Origin of the sequence: Cupriavidus sp. BIC8F (assembly GCF_032465815.1) — a bacterium.
Lineage (GTDB): Bacteria > Pseudomonadota > Gammaproteobacteria > Burkholderiales > Burkholderiaceae > Cupriavidus > Cupriavidus necator.
In genome coordinates this window covers 1,908,215-1,931,522 of record NZ_CP136094.1, presented here as the reverse complement: position 1 = coordinate 1,931,522, position 23,308 = coordinate 1,908,215, and the positions used below count along the sequence as shown (strand labels likewise).

Sequence of the window (23,308 nt, the reverse complement as noted above, 5' to 3'; positions counted from 1 at the left end):
ACCATGCATGCCCTGACCCGCGCCACGCTGGCCGTGGCCACCCTGACCCTCGGCGCGTGCGCCGTGATGCCTGCCGGCCCCAGCGTGATGGTGCTGCCGGGCACCGGCAAGAGCTTCGACCAGTTCCGCGCCGACGACTACAACTGCCGCCAGTTCGCCTTCGGGCGGGTGGGCGGTGTCTCATCCTCGCAGGCCGCCAACAATGCCGCCGTCGGCAGCGCCGTGGTCGGCACCGCGCTGGGCGCAGCGGCGGGCGCGGCCTTTAATGGCGGATCGGGTGCGGCGGTGGGTGCTGGCGTCGGCCTGCTGACTGGCGCGGCGGTCGGCGCGGGCAATGCCCAGTACGCCGGTTACGGCACACAGCAGCAATACGATGCGGCCTATGTCCAGTGCATGTACGCCAGCGGCAACCGCGTGCCGGCCCCCGGACGCGTCGCCGCTGCGCCGCCGCCGGCACCGCGGTACTACTATCCGCCGCCCCCGCCACCGGTCTATTACAGCCCGTATCCGTACTATTAGGTCAGTCCCGGGGCCATTCGGAGTACCGACGCGAACGGTCGCCAACCCATGCGCAGAATGCCTGCGGACGTTGGTCTGGTGCCAGATCGCGGCATGCCTTCGCAATCGCAGCGTATTGCGCAACTTCATCGCCAAGGTAGTACCAGCGCAGCCGCTCCATCCACTGGCGGCCTTGCGCAGGATCGCCGGTCAGCGCCAGCAGCCATGCCGTGCGCGCAATCATGGTCGGCGTGGGCAGCAGGTGGACGGCGGCGATGTGGGCGGGCAACAACTCTGCCGCATTGGCCGGTGTGATGGTGGCCTGGCCGGCAGCGTCGGCCTGCGCGTGCTGGCGGAACCAGAAGCGCGGCATCGGCAAGGCATTGCGGCGGTCTTCGCTGCTGGCGTATTCGCGGGCTTCGGCGCGGCGGTAGTCTTGCCACATGGTGGCCAGCACTGCCACAGCCACCACGACAAACGCGATCGCCAGCCCCCGTGCCACTGGCACCGGCACGCGCCAACGCCCGAAGCCCGACGGCTCCAGCCAACCGAGCATGAAGCAGAACGGCAGGAAGAAATAGAGGTAATGCAGCGGGTATTCGAGCATCGAATGCGCGCACAGCATCGCCAGCCAGGTAAGAACCAGCACGGTCTGCTTGCGCTCTTCGGTATCGCCGTGCCACAGGCGAACGCGAACCACGCGCCATAGCCACGCCAGCAGGATCAGGCCCACGCCGGCGGTGCCGACGATGCCCGTCTTCGCCAGCAAGTCGAGGATGGCGTTGTGGGCGTGCAGGGACATCTCCACCTTCACGCCGACTTGCTGCATTTGCTGGAATTGGGCCCAGCCGAACTCGCCCCAGCCGACGCCGAACCAGGGGTGGGAGCGGAACATTGCCAGCGCGTGGGTCCACAGCGCGCCGCGCGCGGACATCTGGTCTTCGGCTTCGAGTTGCGCGATGGTGTCGAACAGGCGCCAGTCGAACGCTTGCCCTGCTGCGCGGATTGCTGGCTGCAGGATCAGCAGCATCGCCACGATTGCTACTGCTGCGACGAGCAGACCGACTGGCCGCTGCATTGGATCCGAGTCACGTCGAGCGCCTCGTGCCAGCCACGCCGCGACCAGTGCATAGACCGCAGCCAGGCCAACATGCAGCACGCCGGTTCGCGAACCGGACAGCACAATGCCGCCCTCCAGCAAGGCCACCGCGGCGAGCCACATCGGGAAACGCAAGCGGCCCCGCGAGGCCAGCCACACTGATGCCACCAGCGCCAGGCCTTCAACGGTGGCCTGGTGGTTGGGCTGGTTCAGGTTGCCCCAGAGGCGGCGGTTGGTGTCGTAGAAGTAGGTGGAGACGAGGCCGAAGGCGCGGGGTTCGAGGTGGAAGAGCTGCACCCATTGTGTGAGGGTACCGAGCAGACCGGCGGTTAGGAAGGCGGTGGCGAGGGTATCGCCGATGTTCTGAGTGGATGCCGCAGGCGTGCCTTGGTACGACCATACGGCGCATGTCACCGTTGCGCCTAGGAACAGCGTGAGGATGGTGGTAACGCGGCTACCGGTGATGTCGTGGTGGCCAGTGGCGCCCAATACAAGGCCGACGGCGACCAGCCAGAGAAACAGCAGTGACACCCAAGGCAGCGACACGCCAGGCGATGCAGCGGGGCGGCGACCCGCTTGGATCGCTAGGACGGCGATCGCACACAGTGCGGCTATCCATTCACCGTAGAACGTGGCCAACGGCAGGGTGTGCCGGGAGACTAGCAGCGGGATAACGATGGCCGCGATGAGGCAAGCCGATGAGTGGTTGGTCCTGGACGGCGGCATTGAGGCGCCTGGATAGGGGAAAGGCGCATGATAGCTTGGCGCACGGGCAAAGAAAAAGCGCCCGAAGGCGCTTTTTCTTTGGCTATGAAATGGTATTAGCTGCGGCAGCTTGCAGGGGCGACGTTACCCGGAAGCGTGGCGGCCGCGGCAGGTGCCGGGCCCGGAGTCGGCAGAGTCGACGCAGCCTTGGCCGCCGAGAAGCACTCCCAATCCACCGAACCACCGGCCGGCGGAGTGCCGACTACCAGAGCGGCGGCGGCAGACGAGGGCACCAGGACCAGCGTACCGCCACCGGCGCGAGCAGAATACGTGATCGTGATTTGCCCAGTAGCGCCGACTGCCATAGCCGTTATGTTTTGCGTCGGCGACGGAGCCGTCCAACCGTTAGCAAGCGCAATGCCGTTTGCTGCATTTTCCGTAACTGACGTCTTGGCTGAAGCGGCCAAGCTCAGGCCTTCGGTAACCCGAGAACGAATCAGATAGTCCTGATACGCCGGAATAGCAATCGCCGCCAAAATACCAATGATCGCCACCACGATCATCAGCTCGATCAGCGTAAAGCCCTTCTGGACACGACGGCCCAGTTTCTTCAGTTGTACCCGTTGCATGATTTGACCCCTCGAAGAGATTTTGGTTAAGCGTTGCACGTCTTCGGTTTCGTGACGCGGGGACCATGGAGCAGTAAGCGTGCCAGCGGCATCCCCCATCCGTAGGGGGCAAAAAGCGACAAATTTCGTCACCCGTCAGGGGGATGCTTGCCGGATGCGCCAAAATTTGTCACTTGCGCCCGCTACCACCGCGCGAAGCGACAAAATGTGCGATCACTCACATGAGTTAGTTGGCCAAGGCACCGACGGCCGCCTTGCCGGCGCACCAATGAAAAAGGGCGGCCAGATGGCCGCCCTTCTCGCCTGGGCGGAACCTCGTCAGGCGGTCTGTGCCGACCGGCGGCTCAGCAGCTTGCCCATAAGCACCACCAGGATCGCGCCGGCGGCGCCGAATACCAGGTGGGCGTGCGGCACGTGGACTTCGAACCAGGCGGCGTCGACCGGGTCGCTGACCAGCATTTCGCCAGCCAGGTAGCCCAGCAGCGCGGCGCCCAGCACGATGATGACCGGGAAGCGCTCCATGACCTTGAGCAGCAGCGTGCTGCCGAACACGATCAGCGGGATCGACAGGCCCAGACCGATGATCAGCAGCATCAGCTGGCTGCCCTCGGGGCCCTTCTGCGCGGCGGCGGCCACGGCCACCACGTTGTCCAGCGACATCACCAGGTCGGCGATCAGGATGGTACGGATGGCGGCCCAGATATTGTCCTTGCCGTCGTGGCCTTCCTCGTCGTCATCGCCGGTCAGCAGCTGCACGCCAATGTAGACCAGCAGCACGGCGCCGACGATCTTCAGGTACGGCAGGCTCAGCAGCTTGACCGCGGCCACGGTCAGCACCACGCGCATGATGATGGCGGCGGCGCTGCCCCAGAAGATGGCCTTCTTCTGCTGGGCGGGCGGCAGGTTGCGCGAGGCGAGCGCGATCACCACCGCGTTGTCGCCGGACAGGACGATATTGGTCAGGATGATCGATCCCAACGCAATCCAGAATGTGGTGGAAGACAGCAGTTCCACGGCAGGGCTCCTCGATTTTTTTAGGTGGCACACCCGTCATCTGACGGGTTTCGGATGTCTCAAAATACGAACATGACTATTTACCGCATGAACCTTTCGATTACATTTCAATCCTGTCATGTTTCGCCTAGGGGGTATCCCTGACCCCCGCTGCGCCAGAATGACAATGCCCCCGCGCGGGCGGGGGCATTGCCTGGTGCGCCATCCCCGCGCTGGCGGGAATGGCAAGGTACGTCTTACAGCATTGCCTTCAGCAGGCGGCCCATCTCCGACGGGTTCTTGGTCACCTTGATACCGCAGGCTTCCATGATTTCCAGCTTGGCCTGGGCGGTATCGGCACCGCCCGAGATCAGCGCGCCGGCGTGGCCCATGCGCTTGCCCGGAGGCGCGGTCACGCCAGCGATGAAGCCAACCACCGGCTTCTTCATGTTTTCCTTGATCCAGTAAGCCGCGTTGGCTTCGTCCGGACCGCCGATCTCGCCGATCATGACCACGGCGTCCGTTTCCGGATCGTCGTTGAACATCTTCATCACGTCGATGTGCTTCAGGCCGTTGATGGGGTCGCCACCAATGCCGACAGCCGACGACTGGCCCAGGCCCAGCGCGGTCAGCTGGCCCACGGCTTCATACGTCAGCGTGCCCGAGCGCGACACCACGCCGATGCGGCCCTTCTTGTGGATATGGCCCGGCATGATGCCGATCTTGATTTCGTCCGGCGTGATCAGGCCCGGGCAGTTCGGTCCCAGCAGCAGGGTCTTCTTCTTCTCGCGGCGCATGCGGTCCTTGACTTCCATCATGTCGCGCACGGGGATGCCTTCGGTAATGCAGACCACCAGGTCCAGGTCGGCGTCAACGGCTTCCCAGATCGCGGCAGCGGCGCCTGCGGGCGGCACGTAGATGACCGACACGGTGGCGCCGGTCTGGGCCTTGGCGTCCTTGACGCTGGCGTAGATGGGAATGCCTTCGAAGTCTTCACCGGCCTTCTTCGGGTTCACGCCCGCGACGAAGCAGTTCTTGCCGTTGGCGTAGTCGCGGCAGCCACGGGTGTGGAACTGGCCGGTCTTGCCGGTGATGCCCTGGGTGATGACCTTGGTGTCTTTGTTGATCAGAATCGACATGCTGTAATCCTTTGCTTGGCTACGAGCGGCGCGCGCGAGGGCGCATCAAAGCGCCTGCGCACCGCCCGCGTTCGCGTATGGTTGCGTTCGTGCGACGGCTTACTTGCCAGCGGCAGCGGCCACCACCTTCTGGGCGGCTTCTTCCATCGTGTCGGCCGAGATGATGGGCAGGCCCGAGTCGGCCAGCATCTTCTTGCCGAGGTCTTCGTTGGTGCCCTTCATGCGCACGACCAGCGGCACCGTCAGGTGCACCGCCTTGGACGCGGAGATCACGCCTTCGGCGATCACGTCGCAACGCATGATGCCGCCGAAGATGTTGACCAGGATGGCCTCCACGTTCGGGTTGCTCAGCATCAGCTTGAAGGCTTCGGTCACCTTCTCGGTGGTGGCACCGCCGCCCACGTCGAGGAAGTTGGCCGGCTCGCCGCCGAACAGCTTGATGGTGTCCATGGTGGCCATGGCCAGGCCGGCGCCGTTCACCAGGCAGCCGATGTTGCCGTCCAGCGAGATGTAGGCCAGGTCGAACTTCGAGGCTTCGATTTCGTTGGCGTCTTCTTCATCCAGGTCGCGGTAGGCGACGATTTCCGGGTGACGGAACAGCGCGTTCGAGTCGAAGTTGAACTTGGCGTCCAGCGCGATGACCTTGCCGTCGCCGGTCAGGATCAGCGGGTTGATTTCAGCCAGCGAAGCGTCGGTTTCATAGAACGCCTTGTACAGGCCTTGCAGGGCCTGGCGGGCTTGCGCCACGCTCGCGTCGGGCACGCCGATCTTGCGGGCGATGTCGTCGGCTTCAGCGTCGGTCAGGCCGACCGACGGCTCGATGATCAGGGTGTGGATCTTTTCCGGGCTGTGGGCAGCGACTTCCTCGATGTCCATGCCGCCTTCGCTCGAGGCCATCAGCGCGACCTTCTGCGAAACACGGTCCACCACCAGCGAAACGTACAGTTCCTTCTTGATGTCGGCGCCTTCTTCGATCAGCAGGCGGTTGACCTTCTTGCCTTCCGGGCCGGTCTGGTGCGTGACCAGTTGCATGCCCAGGATGTTCGAGGCGTAGGTCTTGACGTCGTCGATGCTCTTGGCAACCTTCACGCCGCCGCCCTTGCCGCGGCCACCCGCATGAATCTGGGCCTTGACGACCCACACCGGGCCGCCGAGCGTTTCTGCGGCCTTCAGGGCCTCGTCAACCGAGAACGCGGGGATGCCGCGCGGAACCGGCACATTGTATTTGCGCAGGATTTCCTTGCCTTGATACTCATGGATATTCATGCGTGTTTCCTTTCGGGTAGGCGTAAAAGGTAGAAGGGAAGAATCTGAAAGAAGACGAACTCTCTCGTCAGGCTGGCCAATCCTGAGAATCAGCCGGAGGTGCCGGTCGGCCGCTCGGCCGGGACAGCGTCGTTGCCGTGTTCGCCGCGGTCGCCATTGGCCGCGGCTGGCGCCTGAGGCGCAGATGCGACGGCAGGTGCTGCCTCGGCCCGTACCTTGGGCGTCGGCTGGTGACCATACCAGCGCGGGTAAAACTGACGAACCACCTCGCCATCGAAACGCAGGGCGTGGCAGCCGTTCAACTGATAGGGCGGCTCCGGATTCGGGTCGTCCTCGCCGTTGTCGCGGATATTGATGACTTCACCGGCAAAGGCCTGGATCGCCGTGCTGGGCAGCACGCCGGCGGCCTCGGTCAGGTGCGAGCAACCGTGCATGCCGCCCAGGCGCTCGCGCACGGCCTTGCGAAAGCCCTTGCGCAGGTTCAGGCCGATCAGCTTGCGGTAAGCCGGGCCAATCGTGTCGCAATGAGCCGGATACGGCACCCAGTCCGAGCAGGCCTCGGCATCCAGCACCGTCATTTCCTCATTGATCGTGACGCGCAGCCACAGGTCGTGCAGGGGCTGGCCCACCGGGCGGACGCGGTCGCCGGCCAGTTCGATGTCGCGAGGTTTGGTGTCGGTCAGGCGCACCTCGATGTCCCACAAGCCGTCCTCTCTCTGGTACGCCTCGGCCGTAATGGCGCGACGGTGACGCTGGGAGCGGTTGACGGGCTGGGACAGAGGCATGGCCAGGCTGGAAATACGGGGGGCTGGGGAACGGCGGTGCCGGAGCACCGAATAACCCGGGGAGTTTAACATGCCGCGCTGCGTTGGCCGGGAACATCCTTGCGCAGCAACTGTCGCGGCAGGATTGTCGGCCGACCATGGCACCCCGCCATGGCATCGCGCCTTGCCGCAACGCACCAGTGACACGGGCTCAGCGGTGGCAACAAGATCGTCCCCAGTCCAGCCCCGAGATGACGCAATGCAGCGAATACACCCTGATAACAGTGCAGGTACTCCGGGTGAAAAATGGCGCATGCGCCATACGCCGGTACTTAACCCTCGTCGCCGTAGTCTTCGTCCGCACCCTGGATGATCTTGCTGACGACCGAACGCGAAAACCCGCGCGCCACCATGAAGCGGATCTGCTTGGCCCGCGCCTCGGGCGTGTCGGGTGGTGTGCCAAAGCGCTTGCGCCAGACCTCACGGGCGCGCTCTACTTCCGTGGCGCGCAGCCGCTCCTGCAGATCACCCAGCTGCTCGCTGCCGAGCTTGTGGGTCTTGGCTTCCTGCATCACGCGCGCGGTGCCGTAGCGGGCGCCGCGGCGGTGCACAAGGCTGTCGGCAAAGCGCTGGTTCGACAGCCAGTTCTCGCGCTCCAGCGCGTCCAGCAACTGCTCCAGCTGCTCGGCCGACTCGGCATGCGGCGCCAGCTTGCGCGCCAGCTCGGCACGGCTGTGCTCGCGGCGCGACAGGTAGCCGACGGCGCGGGCCTTCAGCGAAAGCGGGGGACGGGTTGCCATGGGTTACCGGATTCTGTGGATGGGGGGGCCGCGCCAAGCAAAAAGGCCGGGGCATCGGCGATGCCCCGGCCTTCCGGATGGCGCAATGGCCGCTGGCGCGGTCAGTCTTCGACCGCTACCGCCGTGGCAGCCGCCGTGGGGTTCATGGCCACCACGCCCAGCGCCGCGCGCACCTTGTTTTCAATCTCGTCGGCAATGTCCGGGTTCTCGCGCAGGTATTCGCGCGCGTTGTCCTTGCCCTGGCCGATCTTGTCGCCGTTGTAGCTGTACCAGGCGCCGGATTTTTCAACGATCTTGGCGTCCACGCCCAGGTCGATGATCTCGCCCTGGCGCGAGATGCCCTGGCCGTACAGGATATCGAAGAAGGCTTCGCGGAACGGCGGCGACACCTTGTTCTTGACCACCTTGACCTTGGTCTCGTTGCCGATCACGTCGTCGCCCTTCTTGATCGAGCCGATGCGGCGGATATCCAGGCGCACCGAGGCGTAGAACTTCAGCGCGTTGCCGCCGGTGGTGGTTTCCGGCGAGCCGAACATCACGCCGATCTTCATGCGGATCTGGTTGATGAAGATCACCAGGCAGTTGGTGCGCTTGATAGTGCCGGTCAGCTTGCGCAGCGCCTGGCTCATCAGGCGGGCCTGCAGGCCCGGCAGCGAGTCGCCCATTTCGCCTTCGATTTCGGCCTTGGGCACCAGCGCCGCCACCGAGTCGATCACGATCAGGTCGATCGAGCCCGAGCGCACCAGCGCGTCGGTGATTTCCAGCGCCTGTTCGCCGGTGTCCGGCTGCGAGATCAGCAGGTCGCCGACATTGACGCCCAGCTTGTTGGCGTAGCTGACGTCCAGCGCGTGCTCGGCGTCGATAAAGGCGCAGGTGCCGCCCAGCTTCTGCATCTCGGCCACGACCTGCAGCGTCAGCGTGGTCTTGCCCGACGATTCCGGACCATAGATCTCGACCACGCGGCCACGCGGCAGGCCGCCGACGCCAAGCGCGATGTCCAGGCCGAGCGAACCGGTGGATACCACCTGGATGTCCTTTTCGACCTCGCCGTCGCCCAGGCGCATGATCGAGCCCTTGCCGAACTGCTTCTCGATCTGGGAGAGCGCGGCGGCAAGCGCCTTCTGCTTCTCGGCGCTCACGCCGGCACCTGCCTTCTTGTCGTCCATGGTCGTCCTTGAATCAATGGTGTATAAATAGGCCGCATGTGGCGCGGCACCGGCATTTTCCGGCGCCAGTGCCGGCCCGGCTGTCTGCGCGGCCGCTCTCCAGGGGGTCTCCCCGGGCGGCCCCAGCGGAACGTGCGGGTACTGTATAAAAAAACAGTATGCTTGGCAAGCCCCATCGCGCCCCATTCCGCCGGCGCCGGCTATGCCGGCCAGGGTGGAGACAACCATGCGCATTCTGATCGCCGAAGATGACGACGTGCTGGCCGACGGCCTGACGCGCTCGCTACGCCACTCGGGCTATGCCGTCGACCACGTCACCAACGGCCTGGAAGCCGATTCCGCGCTGTCGACCCAGACCTTCGACCTGCTGATCCTGGATCTGGGCCTGCCGCGCATGTCCGGGCTGGAAGTGCTCAAGCGCCTGCGCGCGCGCGGCGCCATGCTGCCGGTGCTGATCCTGACCGCCGCCGACAGCGTCGACGAGCGCGTCAAGGGCCTGGACCTGGGCGCCGACGACTATATGGCCAAGCCCTTTGCCCTGTCCGAGCTTGAAGCGCGCGTGCGCGCGCTGGTGCGGCGCGGCGCCGGCGGGGGCGCCACGCTGATGCGGCACGGGCCGCTGGCCTACGACCAGGTCGGGCGCATCGCCTATCTCAACGACCAGATGCTGGACCTGTCCGCGCGCGAGATCGGATTGCTGGAGATCCTGCTGACACGCAGCGGCCGCCTGGTATCGAAAGAGCAGCTGGTGGACCACCTGTGCGAGTGGGGCGAGGAAGTCAGCAACAACGCCATCGAGGTCTACGTGCATCGGCTGCGCAAGAAGATCGAAGTCGGCGGCATCCGCATCGCCACCGTGCGCGGGCTGGGCTACTGCCTGGAGAAATTCCAGCCGGCGGTGGCCACGCACCACTGATCCCCGCCCGACGCCACCGCAGGCCAAGCGACCGACCTGAGCGCAAACCGCCGAGATGAGCCTGCTGCGACTGCCCTGGCGGCGCGCGCCCCGCGCCGCGCCACCCCCTCCTTCCGCCGCCCCGGCCCCGGACGCCGCCGACCAGGACCTGGCCGACGCGCTGCCGCACCTGGAGGAAAGCACCGCGCATCCGTCGCCGCGCTCATTGTTCGGCGAGATCCTCGACTGGATGCTGGCGCCGCTGCTGCTGCTCTGGCCGATGAGCATCGCGGTGACCTACCTGGTGGCCAAGTCGATCGCCAACGGGCCCTTCGACCGCGCGCTGGAAGCCAGCGCCATCGTGCTGTCGCAGCAGGTGCGCGAGGTCAACGGGCGCATCACGCTGCAGCTGCCGCTGTCGGCGCGCGAGATCCTGCGCGCGGACGAGACCGACAACATCTATTACCAGGTGGTCGGCAAGCGCGGCGAGTACATCGCCGGCGACCACGACCTGCCGCTGCCGTCCGAGGAAGACCAGGGCCATGCGGGCCTGGTGTCCCTGCGCGATGACCACGTGGCCGGCAACGACGTGCGCGTGGCCTACACCTATATCGACCTGAAGCAGGTCAGCGGCACTCAGCCGGTGCTGGTGCAGGTGGCCGAGACCCTGGACAAGCGCGCGCGCCTGGCCAACGAGATCATCAAGGGCGTGATCCTGCCGCAGTTCGTGATCCTGCCGCTGGCGGTGGTGCTGGTGTGGTTCGGGCTGTCGCGCGGGCTGGCGCCGCTGACCGCGATCCAGCAGCGCATCCGCGCGCGCAACCCCGGCGACACCAGCCCGATCGACGAACGCGCTGCGCCGCAGGAAATCACGCCGCTGGTGGGTTCGTTCAACGACCTGCTGGCGCGCCTGGACCAGTCGGTGCAGACGCAGAAGCGCTTTATCGCCGATGCCGCGCACCAGATGAAGACACCGCTGGCGGGCCTGCGCATGCAGGCCGAACTGGCGCAGCGCGAGCAGTCGCCGGAAGAGCTGCGGCGCTCGCTGGCGCAGATCGCCGGCAGCTCTGAGCGCACCGCGCACCTGGTCACGCAGCTGCTGTCGCTGGCGCGCATGGAAAACCTGGCGGGCACCGGCGGCATGGCGGCGCTGGACCTGGCGGCGCTCGCGCGCGAGGTGATCAAGGACTGGCTGCCGCAGGCCTGGGCGCGCGACATCGACCTGGGACTGGATGCGGACGACCATCCTGTGATGGTGCAGGGCAACCGCCTGATGCTGACCGAGATGCTGAACAACCTGCTCGACAACGCCATCCGCTACACGCCGCGCGGCGGGCATGCCACCGTGCGCGTCAGCGCCGATGCCTTCGAGCCGTTCGCCTACCTGGATGTGGAAGACACTGGCCCGGGCATTGCGCCGGCCGAGCGCGAGCGCGTGATGGAGCGCTTCTACCGCGTGCTCGGCACCAATACCGAAGGCAGCGGCCTGGGCCTGGCCATCGTGCGCGAGATCGTGCAGCAGCACGGCGGCGACGTCCAGATCTCCGACCATGTCTACCAGCAATCGCCACGGCTGGCCGGCGCGCATTTCCGCGTGACGCTGCGCCGGCCCGACTACCTCCCGCCCGCATGAACGACAGCCCCGCCCCCGATAGTGCCGAAGCCCGCCAGCGCCAGGCCTGGCGGCGCAACCTGCGCTGGATCTGCGGCCTGCTCGCGATCTGGTTCACCGTCACCTTCGTGGTGGCATGGTTTGCGCGCGAGCTGCGCTTCGACTTCTTTGGCTGGCCGTTCTCGTTCTGGGTCGGCGCGCAAGGCGCGCTGGTGGTCTACGTGCTGATGGCCGCGCTCTACGCCTGGCGCATGAACCGCGCCGACGGCGAAGCCGGCACCGACAGCCTGGCCGCGCCCGCCCCGGCGCCTTCGCAGGGCGCGTCGCGCGGCACGGGCGCCGATGCTGCATAGCCGCACCCCTGCAAAGCGCGCCATTCAGCCGCACAAGCACATCGCTCCCCGCAGCGCAGCATCCAGCCGCCCGCCGGCGGCTAGCGTATACCCCGACATTCTTTGACGATTCCGCGCCCGGGTCTGTCAGAACGCAGTAAGTTTCGCCACCCACAATCCTCTGCAACTCAGGCATAGCGGCCAGCCGCGCGGTCTTTCCCGCGCCACGCCCACCCGAGATCCATTCCAGACGGAGGAGACAATATGGCAAACGTGCAAAACGTTGCGGTGCCCGGAGGGGGCGCGCAGAACGCACCGATGACAGCTGAAGAGCGCAAGGTGATCTTTGCCTCATCGCTGGGCACGGTGTTCGAGTGGTACGACTTTTATCTCTACGGCTCGCTGGCGGCGATCATTGCAAAGCAGTTCTTCGCCGGACTGGATCCCACCTCGGCCTTCATCTTCGCGCTGCTCGCATTCGCCGCCGGCTTTATCGTGCGGCCGTTCGGCGCGCTGGTGTTCGGCCGCCTGGGCGACATGATCGGACGCAAGTACACCTTCCTGGTGACGATCCTGCTCATGGGCCTGTCGACCTTCATCGTCGGCCTGCTGCCGGGCTATGCCACCATCGGCTGGGCCGCGCCGATCATCCTGATCGCACTGCGCATGCTGCAGGGCCTGGCGCTCGGCGGCGAGTACGGCGGTGCCGCCACCTACGTGGCCGAGCACGCACCGCACGGCAAGCGCGGCGCCTATACCTCGTGGATCCAGACCACGGCCACGCTGGGCCTGTTCCTGTCGCTGATCGTGATCCTGCTGTGCCGCGAAATGACCGGGCCCGACTTCGAGACCTGGGGCTGGCGCATCCCGTTCCTGGTGTCGATCCTGCTGCTGGGCGTGTCGGTGTATATCCGCCTGTCGATGAGCGAATCCCCGGCGTTCCAGCGCATGAAGGCAGAGGGCAAGACCTCCAAGGCCCCGCTGACCGAGTCCTTCGGCCAGTGGCGCAACCTGAAGATCGTGATCCTGGCGCTGGTCGGCCTGACCGCCGGGCAGGCGGTGGTGTGGTACACCGGCCAGTTCTACACGCTGTTCTTCCTCACCCAGGTGCTGAAGGTCGACGCCAAGACCGCCAACCTGCTGATCGCCGGCGCGCTGGTGCTGGGCACCCCCTTCTTCGTCTTCTTCGGTTCGCTGTCCGACAAGATCGGCCGCAAGTGGATCATCATGGCCGGTTGCGCGCTGGCAGTGCTGACCTACTTCCCCATCTTCAAGGGCCTGACCCACTACGCCAACCCCTCGCTCGAGCGCGCCCAGCAAAGCGCACAGATCGTCGTCACCGCCGATCCGAAGCAGTGCTCCTTCCAGGGCAGCCCGATCGCCCGCGAGATCGACTTCCGCAGCTCGTGCGACATCGTCAAGCGCACCCTGGCCCAGGCATCGGCCAGCTATGAAGTCGTCGACGCGCCCGCCGGCACCACCGCCACGGTAAAGATCGGCGACACGGAGATCCCCTCCTTCAACGCCAGCCTGGTCCCCGCCGGCCACAGCTTCGACGACGCCAGCAAGAAGCAGATTGCCAGCTTCAAGAAGCAAGTGGCGGACTCCATGGCCGCCGCCGGCTACCCGACCAAGGCGGACCCGGCACAGATGAACACCATCATGGTGCTGGTGCTGCTGACCATCCTGGTGATCTACGTCACCATGGTCTACGGCCCGATCGCCGCCATGCTGGTGGAACTGTTCCCGACCCGCATCCGCTACACCTCGATGTCGCTGCCCTACCATATCGGCAACGGCTGGTTCGGCGGCCTGCTGCCCACCATCTCGTTCGCGCTGGTCGCCCAGAACGGCAACATCTACTACGGCCTCTGGTACCCGATCATCATCGCAGCCATCACCTTCGTGATCGGCGCGCTGTTCATCCGCGAGACCAAGGACGTGAACATCTACGCCAACGACTGAGCGGTCGTCCGGCACTAACGGAAACGGCAGGCCATCCGGCCTGCCGTTTTTTTATGCACCGGCCCTTCATGCAAAATCTTCGCAGGAAGGTGTTGACAGCCTCGAAAGCCCAGGTATAATCTCAGTCTTCGTTGGCGAATTAGCTCAGTCGGTTAGAGCGACGGAATCATAATCCGCAGGTCCGGGGTTCGAGTCCCTGATTCGCCACCATCTATTTAAAAAGCCGCGATCCCGTATGGGTTCGCGGCTTTTTTCTTTGGGGAATTGCTGAGGATGCGGTCATGCACGGAGGTCTTGTGGCAGGCGATTTCCTGTGGCAACCGCGACATGGGACTGCGTTCTTCCCTGGAGAGCTAATCAGCCTCTCAGGGGCAAGCCGCGAGACACTTGCCCTCAGCGGACTCCGGTTCTTGTCCGAAATAACGCCTTCTGCCCGCAACAGCCTGCCAAGCCTTTCACGCCACGCCGGGGTGCCTAATATGCCTCTTGGTGGCCTGAAGCGGCGTGCGCCCCCACCAAGAGCTTGCAAGTCGTAGCCAACACGCCTCCCCGCTAACGACAGACATTCTTCTGCGGCACCCACGACTATCCGCGCTGGCCATTCTTCCCTGGTCATGACAACGTCGAACTCTCCGGTAAAGAAGCAACCGCCCCACATCCACCCGCTTCATCAGCGCGAAGCGATCCCATTGCACCGCCTGAATATCACTGAACCGGAAGTGCAGCAGAGTTAGAGATGGGCGGCCGCAACGCAGCGAGAGCCGGAATACCTCGGCTGGCCTCGGGCCCGGCGCAACCAGGATCGCGACCCCCTTGGGTCATTCTTCCCTCCCCCACATAGACAGCCGCAGCAACTGCAGCATCGATTCTGAGCGACCGTAAATATTGCCCTTCACGAAGTCCATCCGGGGCTCCGAAGAGCAGAAATTTCACACTTAGTTTTCAGATCTTTCCACGTAGATTTGTTCGATTCGCTTCCTACTATCCCTTGAACGGATCGATAACCGCTTGTTCCGGGATCAGCCTTAGAGCACGCCTCTATTCCGTGGAAATGTTTATGCGCGGGCTTGACCGCGGAGTTTGACTGCATGGCCGGCAAGCGCGGGGCAGAAGAAACAATTCTCGTTGACTCGGCCAACGACGCCGACGTGCTCAGACCGAGAATTCCTCGAGGAAGAAGCGATGCAGTTCATTGCTCAATTGTTCAAGGATTGGCTCATTGCCTACCGGATCACGGCCAGTAGATACCAGGCATTGCCAATGCATTTCATCGGTGCCACGCTTTTTGTGGCATTCGTGGCCGGACTTTCGACACTCGTTCCCTACCTGCTGCGACAAGCCACCAACGCGCTGTCGATGAATGCCGCGCATCGGGCTACCGGTTCCGCGGTTATGCTAGCCGGCGCGTACGGGCTTGCCTGGACCGCGGCTCGCGCATTCGAATGGCTGAAGAGCATGCTGTCCGCTGCGGTGCTCGCAAGATGCGATGCGGCGTTTCACCATGTCATCTTTGCCAGGCTTATCAGGATGGATTACGCATGCCTGACTAAAGAAGATCCCGGCACGCTCGTTTCTGTCATCGCGCGCAGCAGAGCAGCCTTTAGTGCCATCACGTTTGTGGTGTTCTGGGTGATCGCTCCCACCGTGCTCCAGTTGATTCTCTCCAGCACCGTCTTGTGGCAATTGATTGACGGCGGGTTCGCGCTGGGATTTGCCGTTTCAATGCTGATGCTCTTTGCTGCGACTTGGTTCTTCGCGAGCAAGAGCAAGAGCGCCCACGAGGAGATCTTTGGTGCCACGGACATGCTGTCGAGCCATCTTGTAGAGAAGCTCGGCTTCACGCTCGACATCAAGCTCAACAATGCATACGCGAGAGAAGACGCGGCGCTGCACCGGATTCTCGACAGCTATATTAGAAAGTTGTCCCGCGGAAACGCGCGTCTCGCACTATTGCTCGCGGCGCAGGCGGTTTGCACGGGCCTATTGCTCACCCTCTTTACGGTGACGACGGCACATGGCGTGACGCAATCGATATTCCAGGTGGGAGATTTCGTCATGATCGTAAGCTATGTCGTCGCATTGGCGATACCGTTTGCCACGCTAGCGGGAACGCTGTCTGACTTGCGTCGAAACCATCTCGCGCTGCGCGAGGGCTTCCGCATCCTGGAATTGCCGCTCGAGTTGCATGAGTCGAAAGCGCACATCGACCGATCGGCGGCAGAGATCTATCGCCTGGACCAGGTAACAGCCAAGCACGGTGCAAGAGTGATTTTGCGCGATGTGAATATGGCGATCAATCGCGGAGAGCTGGTCGTGCTCACCGGGCCGTCTGGCGCGGGAAAATCGACCTTGCTGAATCTGTTGTTGGGACTTGCGCGCTCCCACTCGGGAACCGTTTCTCTCTATGGGGCCGACGTCAGCGATATGTCCGTCAGCGACATCGCCCGCGAGATCGCAGTCGCGCCACAATCGCCGATGGTTCTCACCGGAACACTTAGGGCCAATCTGACCTATGGGTGCGACAACCCGCCATCAGATGAGTATTTGCTCGAGCTCGTTGCGTTGCTCGAATTGCATGAACTCGCCCATGAGGGACAAGGAAGCGTCCTGGACCGTCAGTTGGGCATTCAGGGACGGATCTTGTCAGGTGGGGAACGTCAACGTGTTGCACTGGGTCGCGCGCTCGCGCAGTCCATCCGTCATCATTCTGGATGAGCCCACTTCGTCACTCGACCAAGCACGTGAGGCTCGGCTCTTTGCGCGCGTTCGGCAGCGTGTGCCAACACTTATCGTGGTTACCCACCGTCATGCATTGCTCGACTCGGCAGATCGCGCGTATCGCGTCGAGAATGGCCGCGTTCGGGAGGTGAACCACGGCCTTGAACGGCCCGCTTACCAGTAACGCACGCGCCCGGTATCGATGTGCACGAACTGGTCAGACTCATAGAAGCCGACGCCCCCGCCCTGCAATGACTTGGCCGCGTCGCGCACGTCCGCCAGCGGCACGCCGGCCAGGCGGATGTCGATGGCCTTGCCGTCCATGTGCAGGCTGTGCCTGGCCACGCCACCGCCGCGCGTGTTGCGCAGGCGCGAGTTGGTGGCCGGGCTGCGGTAGCCGGAAATGACCTGGAACGGCTGGTCGGTGCCAAGCTCGCGGCGGACCTGGAACAGCAGGTCGAACAGCTGCGGGTCGATCATGCCGACCTTGCCGGAGTAGTGGTCGCGCAGGAAGCCGTTGAGCGTGGTCAGCGCGTCGGGCACGAAGCGGTCGCCAACGGCATAGACCAACGACACGCGTTCGCCAGTGTGGGTGTGGTCGAATGCCAGGGTGCGGGCGTCCGGCAGGCCTGCCAGGGCCTGGTTTGCAAGCAGGCTGGCCAGCGCCTGACGCGGCGCCAGCGGCATCAGGCCCGCGGCAAGGGCCAGGCCTCCGGCGGTATGAAGAAAGCGGCGGCGTGCCTTGCGCGTCGCATCAGTCATGGTACTTCCTCTGAATGTGCCGGTGGCGCCTCAGTGGGTGGTGCCGGAGGCGCTTGCAATAGCTGGTTGCTGGGACCGTCCGTTGCGTTGCCGCAGTGCCTTGTCCAGCAATTTGTCGTGACCGTAGATGTCAGGCAAGAAGGATACACGACCATCGCCGCGCGCAATGGCCGTGCCATAGGCCAGCACCACCGGCAAGGGCTGCTGCAGGCGCACCGTATTGGACTTGCCACGCGTCATCGCTTCGCGGATCCGGGTCTCGTTCCAGTCCGGCATATCCTGCAACACGAACTGGGCCAATGCTACTGGGGCTTCCACGCGGATGCAGCCGTGGCTGAAGTCGCGCCGGTCGCGCTTGAACAGCTGCGGCGAGGGCGTGTGGTGCAGGTAGATGTTCTCGTTGTTGGGAAACATGAACTTGATATCGCCCAGCGCGTTCAGCGGGCCCGGCCGCTGGCGGATGCGCATGCGGCCGTTCAGCACGGCGTCGAGATTCTCGTCGGACAGCGTGGTCACGGCCTTGCCGTCGCCGCTGACGAACTCCAGGCCCTGCCGGTTGAAGTAGGCCGGATCGCTGCGCAGGCGCGGCACGGTCTCGCGGCGCGCGATCGAGGGCGGGATGTTCCAGTACGGACTGAACTCGATGTAGCGCATATCCTCCTCGAACAGCGGCGTGCGCGTATCCAGTGCCTTGCCGACGATCACCTTCATCTCGAGCTTGATGTCGAGCTTGCCGTCGCGGATCTCATAGGCGCGCAGCATGAACTCCGGCACATTCACCACGATCATGCGCGGACCGTCCAGCGGCGTCCAGCGCAGCCGCTCCATGGTCAGTTCGATTTGCCGCACACGGCTGGCGATGGGCAGGTTGAGTTGTGCCAGCGTGCCCGCGCCGATCACGCCGTCGGCCTCCAGGCCGTGGCGCGCCTGGAACGCCTTGACGCCGCCGACCAGGGCGCCTTCGTAGCGGGCCGGCGCCTGGGTGCCGGCGGGCAGGTCGCCCAGCGCAACCAGGCGTGCAGTCAGCGCCGCGGCCCCGGCCCAGGGCTGGCCCGGGGTCAGCTTGCTCGCCGGCAAGGGTGGCAGCGGCTGCCCCCAGGCCGGCTGCTTCGCGATCTCGCGATACCGCGCCAGGGCCTCCCGCAGCGTGCCGTAGAGCGGGAAGGTAGGCGCTGCCTGGCGGATGGCGTCGGGCAGCCGCTGCTGCGTGACGGCATCGCGCAGCCAGACGGTGGCATCAAAGGGCCGTTCCGCCTGCGGGGCAAAGTTGGCATGGACCGCGCGCGGGTTGACGCGTCCGCCGTGCAGGTCTGCCAGCATCCGCTCCATCGCGGCGCTCAGCGCGGCATCCACGCGTGCGGCCGCGTCCGGCGGCAGGGCTGGCCCGCTGGCGGCCTGGACCACGGCCTGGCGCAAGGCGTCGGCATCGTAGTCGCGCGGATCGAGGCCGTCGGCCGCGGCCGCAGCCAGCGCATCGACGGCCTGGCGGGCCGCCGGCACCGGACGGCCCTGCGCAAACCACATCGGTTCATTGGCGAAGGCAGGCGCGGCCAGGCACGCGGCGGCACAGGCAAGCACTACAGCGCCCAGGCGGCGCGCGGCGGCATTCAGGGGCGGAGGCATCGGGCGGAAAGCTCGGATTCGTCACACACGCCCACAGTCTACCCGCGATGGCGGCATGGTGCGGCAAGCCGCCCGGGGTGCGCGTCACCATACCAGCTGATGCCGGCGCGCGTAGTCCACCATTTCGACCAGGGAGCCGACATTGAGCTTGGCCATGATGTTGGCCTTGTGGGTGCTGACCGTCTTGCTGCTGATCAGCAGTTGCTCCGCGATCGACTTGTTGGAATGGCCGCGCGCCAGGTATTGCAGGACGGTGATTTCGCGGTTGCTCAGCCGCGCAAAGCCCGATTCCCGCTGCTCGCCGATCTGGCGCACGGTCTCCAGCGTATGCATGGGAAATACCATGTAGCCGCTCAGCACGCCGCGCACCGCGTGCATCACCTCGGCCAGCCCACGCTGCTTGACCACAAAGCCATGGGCGCCGGCGCGCAGCGCCCGCACCGACGCCAGCGTGGCGTCACTGTCAGACAGTACCAGCAAGGGCACGGCGGGCAGCGTCGCCGAGACGCGCCGGACAAAGTCGATGCCGGGACTGCCGAAGCGCTCGACATCGACCAGCACCAGCCCCGGCCGGTGCTCGCGGACCAGCCGGAACGCTTCCCGCATGCCATCCGTTTCCAGTACTTCACTGGCGCCCAGCTCAGCGCAGAGTTCAGCGGACAGCGTGGCGCGGAACTGGGAAGGTACGTCGACGATCAGCGCGAGATGCAATTTGAGGCTCCTTAACGACTGGCATGGCTTGGCCTGGTGCCAAGGTTAAGGGGCCGGAGAGGTCCTGACGCGCCGAATCCTCGCTGCGCAGATGCAGCAGAATCTGCATCAGAGTCAGTCTTTTCTGCGTCGCGCTGTTTTCGTATCGATGCCGCGGTCGGCGTTACCCGTTGGCAGCGTCGAGGACTTCAGTCAGCTTGCGGCTGGCATCCAGCGCCGCGGGGAACCCGCAGTAGACCGCGCTGTGCACCATCAGCTCGCGCAGTTCCTGCGGCGTAACGCCGTTGGCGAGCGCGCCGCGCAGGTGCCCGGCCAGCTCCTGCGGCCGGTTCAGCGCAATCAGCATCGACACCGTGGCCAGGCTGCGCTGCTTGCGGTCCAGGCCGTCGCGGGTCCAGACCGTGCCCCAGGCGAACTCCGTCACCAGTTGCTGCAGGCTGGTGTCGCCCTGCTGCGCGGCGGCGTCCAGCGCGCGCCGGACGTGCTCGGAGCCGAGCACTTCGGTGCGCACGTCAAGACCGGCCTCGAAGGCCGGCGTGGGGGTATAGGCTGGAGGTTGGCTCGGTTCGGCCATGGCTTGGGTCTCCGGTTTGGGTGGATGCCGCATGGTAGCCGAACCGATCAGGCAGATTCGAGTGGCCGCAGCACCAGTGCCGCGGCCCCAGGTCATTCCGTGCCGGCGGGCAGGAAGCGCGGCGCCGGCGCCGAACGCGGCACCTCGCGCTCGCCCTGCTGGTACAGCCGATACGTGCCGCGTGCCTGGTTGTGCGGATGGCGCGCGGCCTCGTCCAGGGTCAGCACGCGCGCAAAGCACACGTCGGTGCCGCCCAGCACCGACTCCCAGTGGGTGCTGGGCTTGCCTGCGATGCAGGCGGCAATGCGCGCCTTCACCGCGGGCCACTGGGCGCGGTCATACTGCGCGGCGGGGTCGATGTCGGTCAGTTCGAGCCGCTCGAGCAGCTCGCGGTAGAACTGCGGCTCAAGCGCGCCCAGCGTGATGGCGCGGCCGTCGGCACAAGGGAAGACGTCATAGAACGGCGAATCGTGGAAGGGGCTGGGTTGCGGGCCGCCCAATGTGCCGGCTGCGCGCGACACCTGCACCAGCGAGCCCAGCATGGCAACGATATCGGTGATGGCCGCGTCCACCACGCAGCCCTCGCCGCTGGCGCGCGCGCTCAGGATGGCGCTGGTGATGCCGAATGCCAGGCCAAGCGCGCCGGTGGCATCGCCCACCACGGTCGGCGGCACCATCGGCAGTGAGCCTTCGCGCGCGGCCATCGACAAGAGGCCGGTCAGCGCGATGTAGTTGAGGTCGTGGCCGGCGCTCTGCGACAGCGGGCCGGTCTGGCCCCAGCCGGTCATGCGGCCGTAGACCAGGCGCGGATTGCGTGCATGGCACACCTTCGGGCCCAGGCCGAGGCGCTCCATCGCGCCCGGGCGCAGCCCTTCGATCAGCGCGTCGGCGCCGGCCACCAGGTCCAGCGCGGCGGCCACGTCTTGCGGCGACTTCAGGTTCAGTTGCACCACGCGCTTGCCGTGCTCCAGCTCCATCTCGGGCGGCACGGGCTGGCCGCGCAGGATGCGGCGGGCATCCGGCGCGACCGGGCGGGTCACCAGCGTGACTTCGGCGCCCAGGCCGGCCAGCATCGCGCCGCACAACGGGCCGGGGCCGATGCCTTCGAATTCCACTACTTTGATTCCGCGCAGGGGCAGCAGGTTGCCACGCTCACTCATGATCGTTCGTCTCCGCAATCGCCGCCCGCCCGCGCCATGGCCGGGGGCAGCTTGTATTGAATAGGTATGGGATGGGCCGTGCCTGCGGCAGCACGGGCGTGCCAATGCCTGCCGCGGGGCTCGGGAGCATGCTACGCGCCGCCGCGTTGACGGGGCAATGGCCAAATGCTTCAGCCGGATTGACGGAATCCGTCAACCGGCCGGCTATCGCACGGCGGGATAGGATAAATCCGATCCGACTTGATCTAAATCGGGTCCTGGCAGGACACTAGGTGCCATGATGGTTCCAGTGGCGGTGCCGCCTCATGGCGCACCGCCTGCCGACAGCCCCCATCCAGGAGATTCCCAACATGACCAATATCGTGCTCGCCACCGACGGCTCGGCCTTCAGCGACGCCGCAGCCCGTTTTATCGCCGAAGGCAAGCTGCTGCAGAGCGGCTTCACCGTGCATGTCGTGCATGTGGCGCCGGAAGTGAGCGGCCAGGTGCGCGCCTTTGTCAGCAAGGAGACCATCGACGACTGGCACAAGGAGGCCAGCGACAAGGCCATGGCGGCGGTCTGCGACATCCTGTCCGCAGCCAAGGTGCCGTTCGAGCGGCACCCGCTGCACGGCTTCGCGCCGGAGCGCATCGTCGCCTGTGCGCGCTCGGTCGACGCCGCGGCCATCGTGATGGGCACGCATGGCCGGGGTTCGTTCTTCGATGCGGTGATCGGTTCGGTCGCGGGCCGCGTGCTGGCGCAGGCCGAGTGCCCGGTGCTGCTGGTCAAGGCGCCGGAAAAGAAGAGCTGAGCAAAGCAGCCGAATACCGGCGCCCTGGCGGCGCCGTCCGGTAGACCTCAGGCGCCCCACAGGGGCGCTTCGTCCATCAGCGCCACCTGTTCGCGCAGCTCCAGGATGCGGTCCTGCCAGTAGCGCGCCGTGCCGAACCACGGGAACGCGGCCGGAAAGGCCGGGTCGGCCCAGCGGCTGGCCAGCCAGGCGCTGTAGTGCAACAGCCGCAGCGTGCGCAGCGCTTCCACCAGCCACAGTTCGCGCGGCTGGAATTCCGCGAAGTCTTCATAGCCGGCAACGATGTCGGCCAGCTGGTCCTGCATGGCCGCGCGGTCGCCCTCGAGCAGCATCCAGATGTCCTGGATCGCCGGCGCCATGCGGCTGTCGTCGAAATCCACGAAGTGCGGGCCCGGCGCGCCATGGGTGCCGCCGCGCGCGTCGTCCTCGTCGATCCACAGCACGTTGCCGCGATGGCAGTCGCCGTGGGTGCGCAGCAGGCGCACCTCGCCGGCGCGCTCATAGCAGCGGCGCACGCCGTCCAGCGCCAGGTCCGTCACCGATTGCCACGCGGGCAGCAGCTCGGCGGGAATACAGCCGCTGGCAAGCAGCCAGTCGCGCGGAGCAACGCCGAAGGTTTCCAGATCCAGCGCCGGGCGCGCCTGGTAGGGCTGCGTCGCCCCCAGCGCGTGGATGCGGCCGATAAAGCGGCCGAGCCAGGTCAGCGTATCGGAACGGTCCAGCGCGGGCTCGCGGCCGCCGCAGCGGGGGAATACCGCGAAGCGAAAGCCGGCGTGATGCAGCAGCGTGCCGGCCTCGCCCGGTGCCAGCACCATGGCCGGCACGGCCGGGATCTCGGCATCGGCCAGCTGCTGCACGAAGGCGTGTTCTTCCAGGATGGCCGCGTCGGTCCAGCGGCCCGGACGGTAGAACTTGGCGATGACGGGCGGGGCATCCTCGATGCCCAGCTGCCAGACGCGGTTCTCATAGCTGTTGAGCGCCAGCAGGCGCCCGTCGGGGCGCAGGCCGGCGCCTTCCAGCGCGTCCAGCATCAGCTCCGGCGTCAGGCCGGCGTAGGGAACGCCGGGGTCGGCCGGAGCGTCGGACGCGTGCATGGTGTCAGCCCT

21 protein-coding genes and 1 tRNA gene are annotated in these 23,308 nt (G+C 65.6%); 8 read left to right on the top strand and 14 right to left on the bottom strand.

Translation table 11 applies throughout. The features are described from left to right. Positions 1-3 precede the first annotated feature (3 nt). The gene (locus tag RS901_RS09100) at positions 4-519 is read left to right on the top strand and encodes a hypothetical protein (RefSeq protein ID WP_316153067.1); all 516 of its coding nucleotides are present in this window, start codon (positions 4-6) and stop codon (positions 517-519) included. Between the two features lies 1 nt (position 520). On the opposite strand, the gene RS901_RS09095 is transcribed toward RS901_RS09100, so the two are convergent. The 8 genes from RS901_RS09095 to recA all read right to left on the bottom strand — a co-directional run bounded on the left by RS901_RS09095 (position 521) and on the right by recA (position 9,059). After that, on the bottom strand, positions 521-2,323 hold the full coding sequence (locus tag RS901_RS09095; RefSeq protein WP_316153064.1) for a PglL family O-oligosaccharyltransferase: 1,803 nt from the start codon (positions 2,321-2,323) through the stop codon (positions 521-523). A gap of 95 nt (positions 2,324-2,418) precedes the next feature. Continuing rightward, positions 2,419-2,931 (bottom strand): pilin, encoded by a 513-nt coding sequence (locus RS901_RS09090; protein WP_316153062.1) that lies wholly within the window; start codon positions 2,929-2,931, stop codon positions 2,419-2,421. A gap of 318 nt (positions 2,932-3,249) precedes the next feature. After that, complete coding sequence (locus RS901_RS09085) at positions 3,250-3,945, bottom strand: TerC family protein (RefSeq protein WP_013955624.1); 696 nt, start codon at positions 3,943-3,945, stop codon at positions 3,250-3,252. A gap of 236 nt (positions 3,946-4,181) precedes the next feature. Continuing rightward, positions 4,182-5,063 carry a succinate--CoA ligase subunit alpha gene (sucD, locus tag RS901_RS09080; protein ID WP_011614568.1) on the bottom strand — a complete coding sequence of 294 codons (882 nt, stop codon included), beginning with the start codon at positions 5,061-5,063 and terminating at the stop codon, positions 4,182-4,184. A 99-nt stretch (positions 5,064-5,162) separates the two neighbouring features. Then, positions 5,163-6,329, bottom strand: a complete 1,167-nt coding sequence (gene sucC, locus RS901_RS09075) for an ADP-forming succinate--CoA ligase subunit beta (RefSeq protein ID WP_013955623.1) — start codon at positions 6,327-6,329, stop codon at positions 5,163-5,165. A gap of 89 nt (positions 6,330-6,418) precedes the next feature. Then, positions 6,419-7,114 (bottom strand): DUF2889 domain-containing protein, encoded by a 696-nt coding sequence (locus RS901_RS09070; protein ID WP_316153057.1) that lies wholly within the window; start codon positions 7,112-7,114, stop codon positions 6,419-6,421. A 311-nt stretch (positions 7,115-7,425) separates the two neighbouring features. Further along, positions 7,426-7,893, bottom strand: coding sequence for a recombination regulator RecX (gene recX / locus RS901_RS09065; RefSeq protein WP_211980735.1), 468 nt, complete (start codon positions 7,891-7,893; stop codon positions 7,426-7,428). 101 nt (positions 7,894-7,994) lie between these two features. Then, on the bottom strand, positions 7,995-9,059 hold the full coding sequence (gene recA, locus RS901_RS09060; protein ID WP_316153052.1) for a recombinase RecA: 1,065 nt from the start codon (positions 9,057-9,059) through the stop codon (positions 7,995-7,997). Between the two features lie 226 nt (positions 9,060-9,285). Between recA and RS901_RS09055 the strand changes: the two genes are divergently transcribed. The 6 genes from RS901_RS09055 to RS901_RS09030 all read left to right on the top strand — a co-directional run bounded on the left by RS901_RS09055 (position 9,286) and on the right by RS901_RS09030 (position 16,578). Continuing rightward, entirely contained in the window at positions 9,286-9,975 is a 690-nt protein-coding gene (locus tag RS901_RS09055) for a response regulator transcription factor (protein WP_316153050.1), read from the top strand. 55 nt (positions 9,976-10,030) lie between these two features. Next, positions 10,031-11,587 carry a sensor histidine kinase gene (locus RS901_RS09050; protein WP_316153049.1) on the top strand — a complete coding sequence of 519 codons (1,557 nt, stop codon included), beginning with the start codon at positions 10,031-10,033 and terminating at the stop codon, positions 11,585-11,587. Then, on the top strand, positions 11,584-11,919 hold the full coding sequence (locus tag RS901_RS09045) for a DUF4212 domain-containing protein (RefSeq protein ID WP_316153047.1): 336 nt from the start codon (positions 11,584-11,586) through the stop codon (positions 11,917-11,919). The genes RS901_RS09050 and RS901_RS09045 overlap by 4 nt, the downstream gene beginning before the upstream one ends. A 243-nt stretch (positions 11,920-12,162) precedes the next feature. Beyond that, complete coding sequence (locus RS901_RS09040; protein WP_316153046.1) at positions 12,163-13,863, top strand: MFS transporter; 1,701 nt, start codon at positions 12,163-12,165, stop codon at positions 13,861-13,863. Positions 13,864-13,996: 133 nt separating this feature from the next. Further along, a tRNA-Met gene (locus tag RS901_RS09035) sits at positions 13,997-14,073 on the top strand. 972 nt (positions 14,074-15,045) lie between these two features. Continuing rightward, positions 15,046-16,578, top strand: a complete 1,533-nt coding sequence (locus RS901_RS09030) for an ABC transporter ATP-binding protein (RefSeq protein ID WP_316153045.1) — start codon at positions 15,046-15,048, stop codon at positions 16,576-16,578. A 177-nt stretch (positions 16,579-16,755) separates the two neighbouring features. Here the strand turns inward: RS901_RS09030 and RS901_RS09025 are convergent, their stop codons facing one another. The 5 genes from RS901_RS09025 to RS901_RS09005 all read right to left on the bottom strand — a co-directional run bounded on the left by RS901_RS09025 (position 16,756) and on the right by RS901_RS09005 (position 21,411). Beyond that, a complete protein-coding gene (locus tag RS901_RS09025; protein WP_316153044.1) occupies positions 16,756-17,343 on the bottom strand; it encodes a YcbK family protein in 588 nt (195 codons plus the stop codon). Positions 17,344-17,373: 30 nt separating this feature from the next. After that, positions 17,374-18,966, bottom strand: coding sequence for a L,D-transpeptidase family protein (locus tag RS901_RS09020; protein ID WP_316153043.1), 1,593 nt, complete (start codon positions 18,964-18,966; stop codon positions 17,374-17,376). Positions 18,967-19,050: 84 nt separating this feature from the next. Beyond that, complete coding sequence (locus RS901_RS09015; protein ID WP_316153042.1) at positions 19,051-19,677, bottom strand: LuxR C-terminal-related transcriptional regulator; 627 nt, start codon at positions 19,675-19,677, stop codon at positions 19,051-19,053. 163 nt (positions 19,678-19,840) lie between these two features. After that, a complete protein-coding gene (locus tag RS901_RS09010; protein WP_316153041.1) occupies positions 19,841-20,251 on the bottom strand; it encodes a carboxymuconolactone decarboxylase family protein in 411 nt (136 codons plus the stop codon). A 92-nt stretch (positions 20,252-20,343) separates the two neighbouring features. Then, positions 20,344-21,411 (bottom strand): CaiB/BaiF CoA-transferase family protein, encoded by a 1,068-nt coding sequence (locus RS901_RS09005; protein ID WP_316153040.1) that lies wholly within the window; start codon positions 21,409-21,411, stop codon positions 20,344-20,346. Positions 21,412-21,761: 350 nt separating this feature from the next. Between RS901_RS09005 and RS901_RS09000 the strand changes: the two genes are divergently transcribed. Then, positions 21,762-22,202 (top strand): universal stress protein, encoded by a 441-nt coding sequence (locus tag RS901_RS09000; protein ID WP_041227749.1) that lies wholly within the window; start codon positions 21,762-21,764, stop codon positions 22,200-22,202. Between the two features lie 47 nt (positions 22,203-22,249). Here the strand turns inward: RS901_RS09000 and RS901_RS08995 are convergent, their stop codons facing one another. After that, positions 22,250-23,296: a serine/threonine protein kinase gene (locus RS901_RS08995; protein ID WP_316153038.1), complete on the bottom strand. Its 1,047-nt coding sequence runs from the start codon at positions 23,294-23,296 to the stop codon at positions 22,250-22,252. Positions 23,297-23,308: the final 12 nt, after the last annotated feature.

Excerpts from the sequence above, each read along its gene's own strand:
- RS901_RS09100 (WP_316153067.1), top strand. The coding sequence starts at position 4 with ATGCATGCCCTGACCCGCGCCACGCTGGCCGTGGCCACCCTGACCCTC.
- RS901_RS09095 (WP_316153064.1), bottom strand. The coding sequence starts at position 2,323 with ATGCCGCCGTCCAGGACCAACCACTCATCGGCTTGCCTCATCGCGGCC.
- RS901_RS09090 (WP_316153062.1), bottom strand. The coding sequence starts at position 2,931 with ATGCAACGGGTACAACTGAAGAAACTGGGCCGTCGTGTCCAGAAGGGC.
- sucD (WP_011614568.1), bottom strand. The coding sequence starts at position 5,063 with ATGTCGATTCTGATCAACAAAGACACCAAGGTCATCACCCAGGGCATC.
- sucC (WP_013955623.1), bottom strand. The coding sequence starts at position 6,329 with ATGAATATCCATGAGTATCAAGGCAAGGAAATCCTGCGCAAATACAAT.
- RS901_RS09070 (WP_316153057.1), bottom strand. The coding sequence starts at position 7,114 with ATGCCTCTGTCCCAGCCCGTCAACCGCTCCCAGCGTCACCGTCGCGCC.
- recX (WP_211980735.1), bottom strand. The coding sequence starts at position 7,893 with ATGGCAACCCGTCCCCCGCTTTCGCTGAAGGCCCGCGCCGTCGGCTAC.
- recA (WP_316153052.1), bottom strand. The coding sequence starts at position 9,059 with ATGGACGACAAGAAGGCAGGTGCCGGCGTGAGCGCCGAGAAGCAGAAG.
- RS901_RS09055 (WP_316153050.1), top strand. The coding sequence starts at position 9,286 with ATGCGCATTCTGATCGCCGAAGATGACGACGTGCTGGCCGACGGCCTG.
- RS901_RS09050 (WP_316153049.1), top strand. The coding sequence starts at position 10,031 with ATGAGCCTGCTGCGACTGCCCTGGCGGCGCGCGCCCCGCGCCGCGCCA.
- RS901_RS09045 (WP_316153047.1), top strand. The coding sequence starts at position 11,584 with ATGAACGACAGCCCCGCCCCCGATAGTGCCGAAGCCCGCCAGCGCCAG.
- RS901_RS09040 (WP_316153046.1), top strand. The coding sequence starts at position 12,163 with ATGGCAAACGTGCAAAACGTTGCGGTGCCCGGAGGGGGCGCGCAGAAC.
- RS901_RS09030 (WP_316153045.1), top strand. The coding sequence starts at position 15,046 with ATGCAGTTCATTGCTCAATTGTTCAAGGATTGGCTCATTGCCTACCGG.
- RS901_RS09025 (WP_316153044.1), bottom strand. The coding sequence starts at position 17,343 with ATGACTGATGCGACGCGCAAGGCACGCCGCCGCTTTCTTCATACCGCC.
- RS901_RS09020 (WP_316153043.1), bottom strand. The coding sequence starts at position 18,966 with ATGCCTCCGCCCCTGAATGCCGCCGCGCGCCGCCTGGGCGCTGTAGTG.
- RS901_RS09010 (WP_316153041.1), bottom strand. The coding sequence starts at position 20,251 with ATGGCCGAACCGAGCCAACCTCCAGCCTATACCCCCACGCCGGCCTTC.
- RS901_RS09005 (WP_316153040.1), bottom strand. The coding sequence starts at position 21,411 with ATGAGTGAGCGTGGCAACCTGCTGCCCCTGCGCGGAATCAAAGTAGTG.
- RS901_RS09000 (WP_041227749.1), top strand. The coding sequence starts at position 21,762 with ATGACCAATATCGTGCTCGCCACCGACGGCTCGGCCTTCAGCGACGCC.
- RS901_RS08995 (WP_316153038.1), bottom strand. The coding sequence starts at position 23,296 with ATGCACGCGTCCGACGCTCCGGCCGACCCCGGCGTTCCCTACGCCGGC.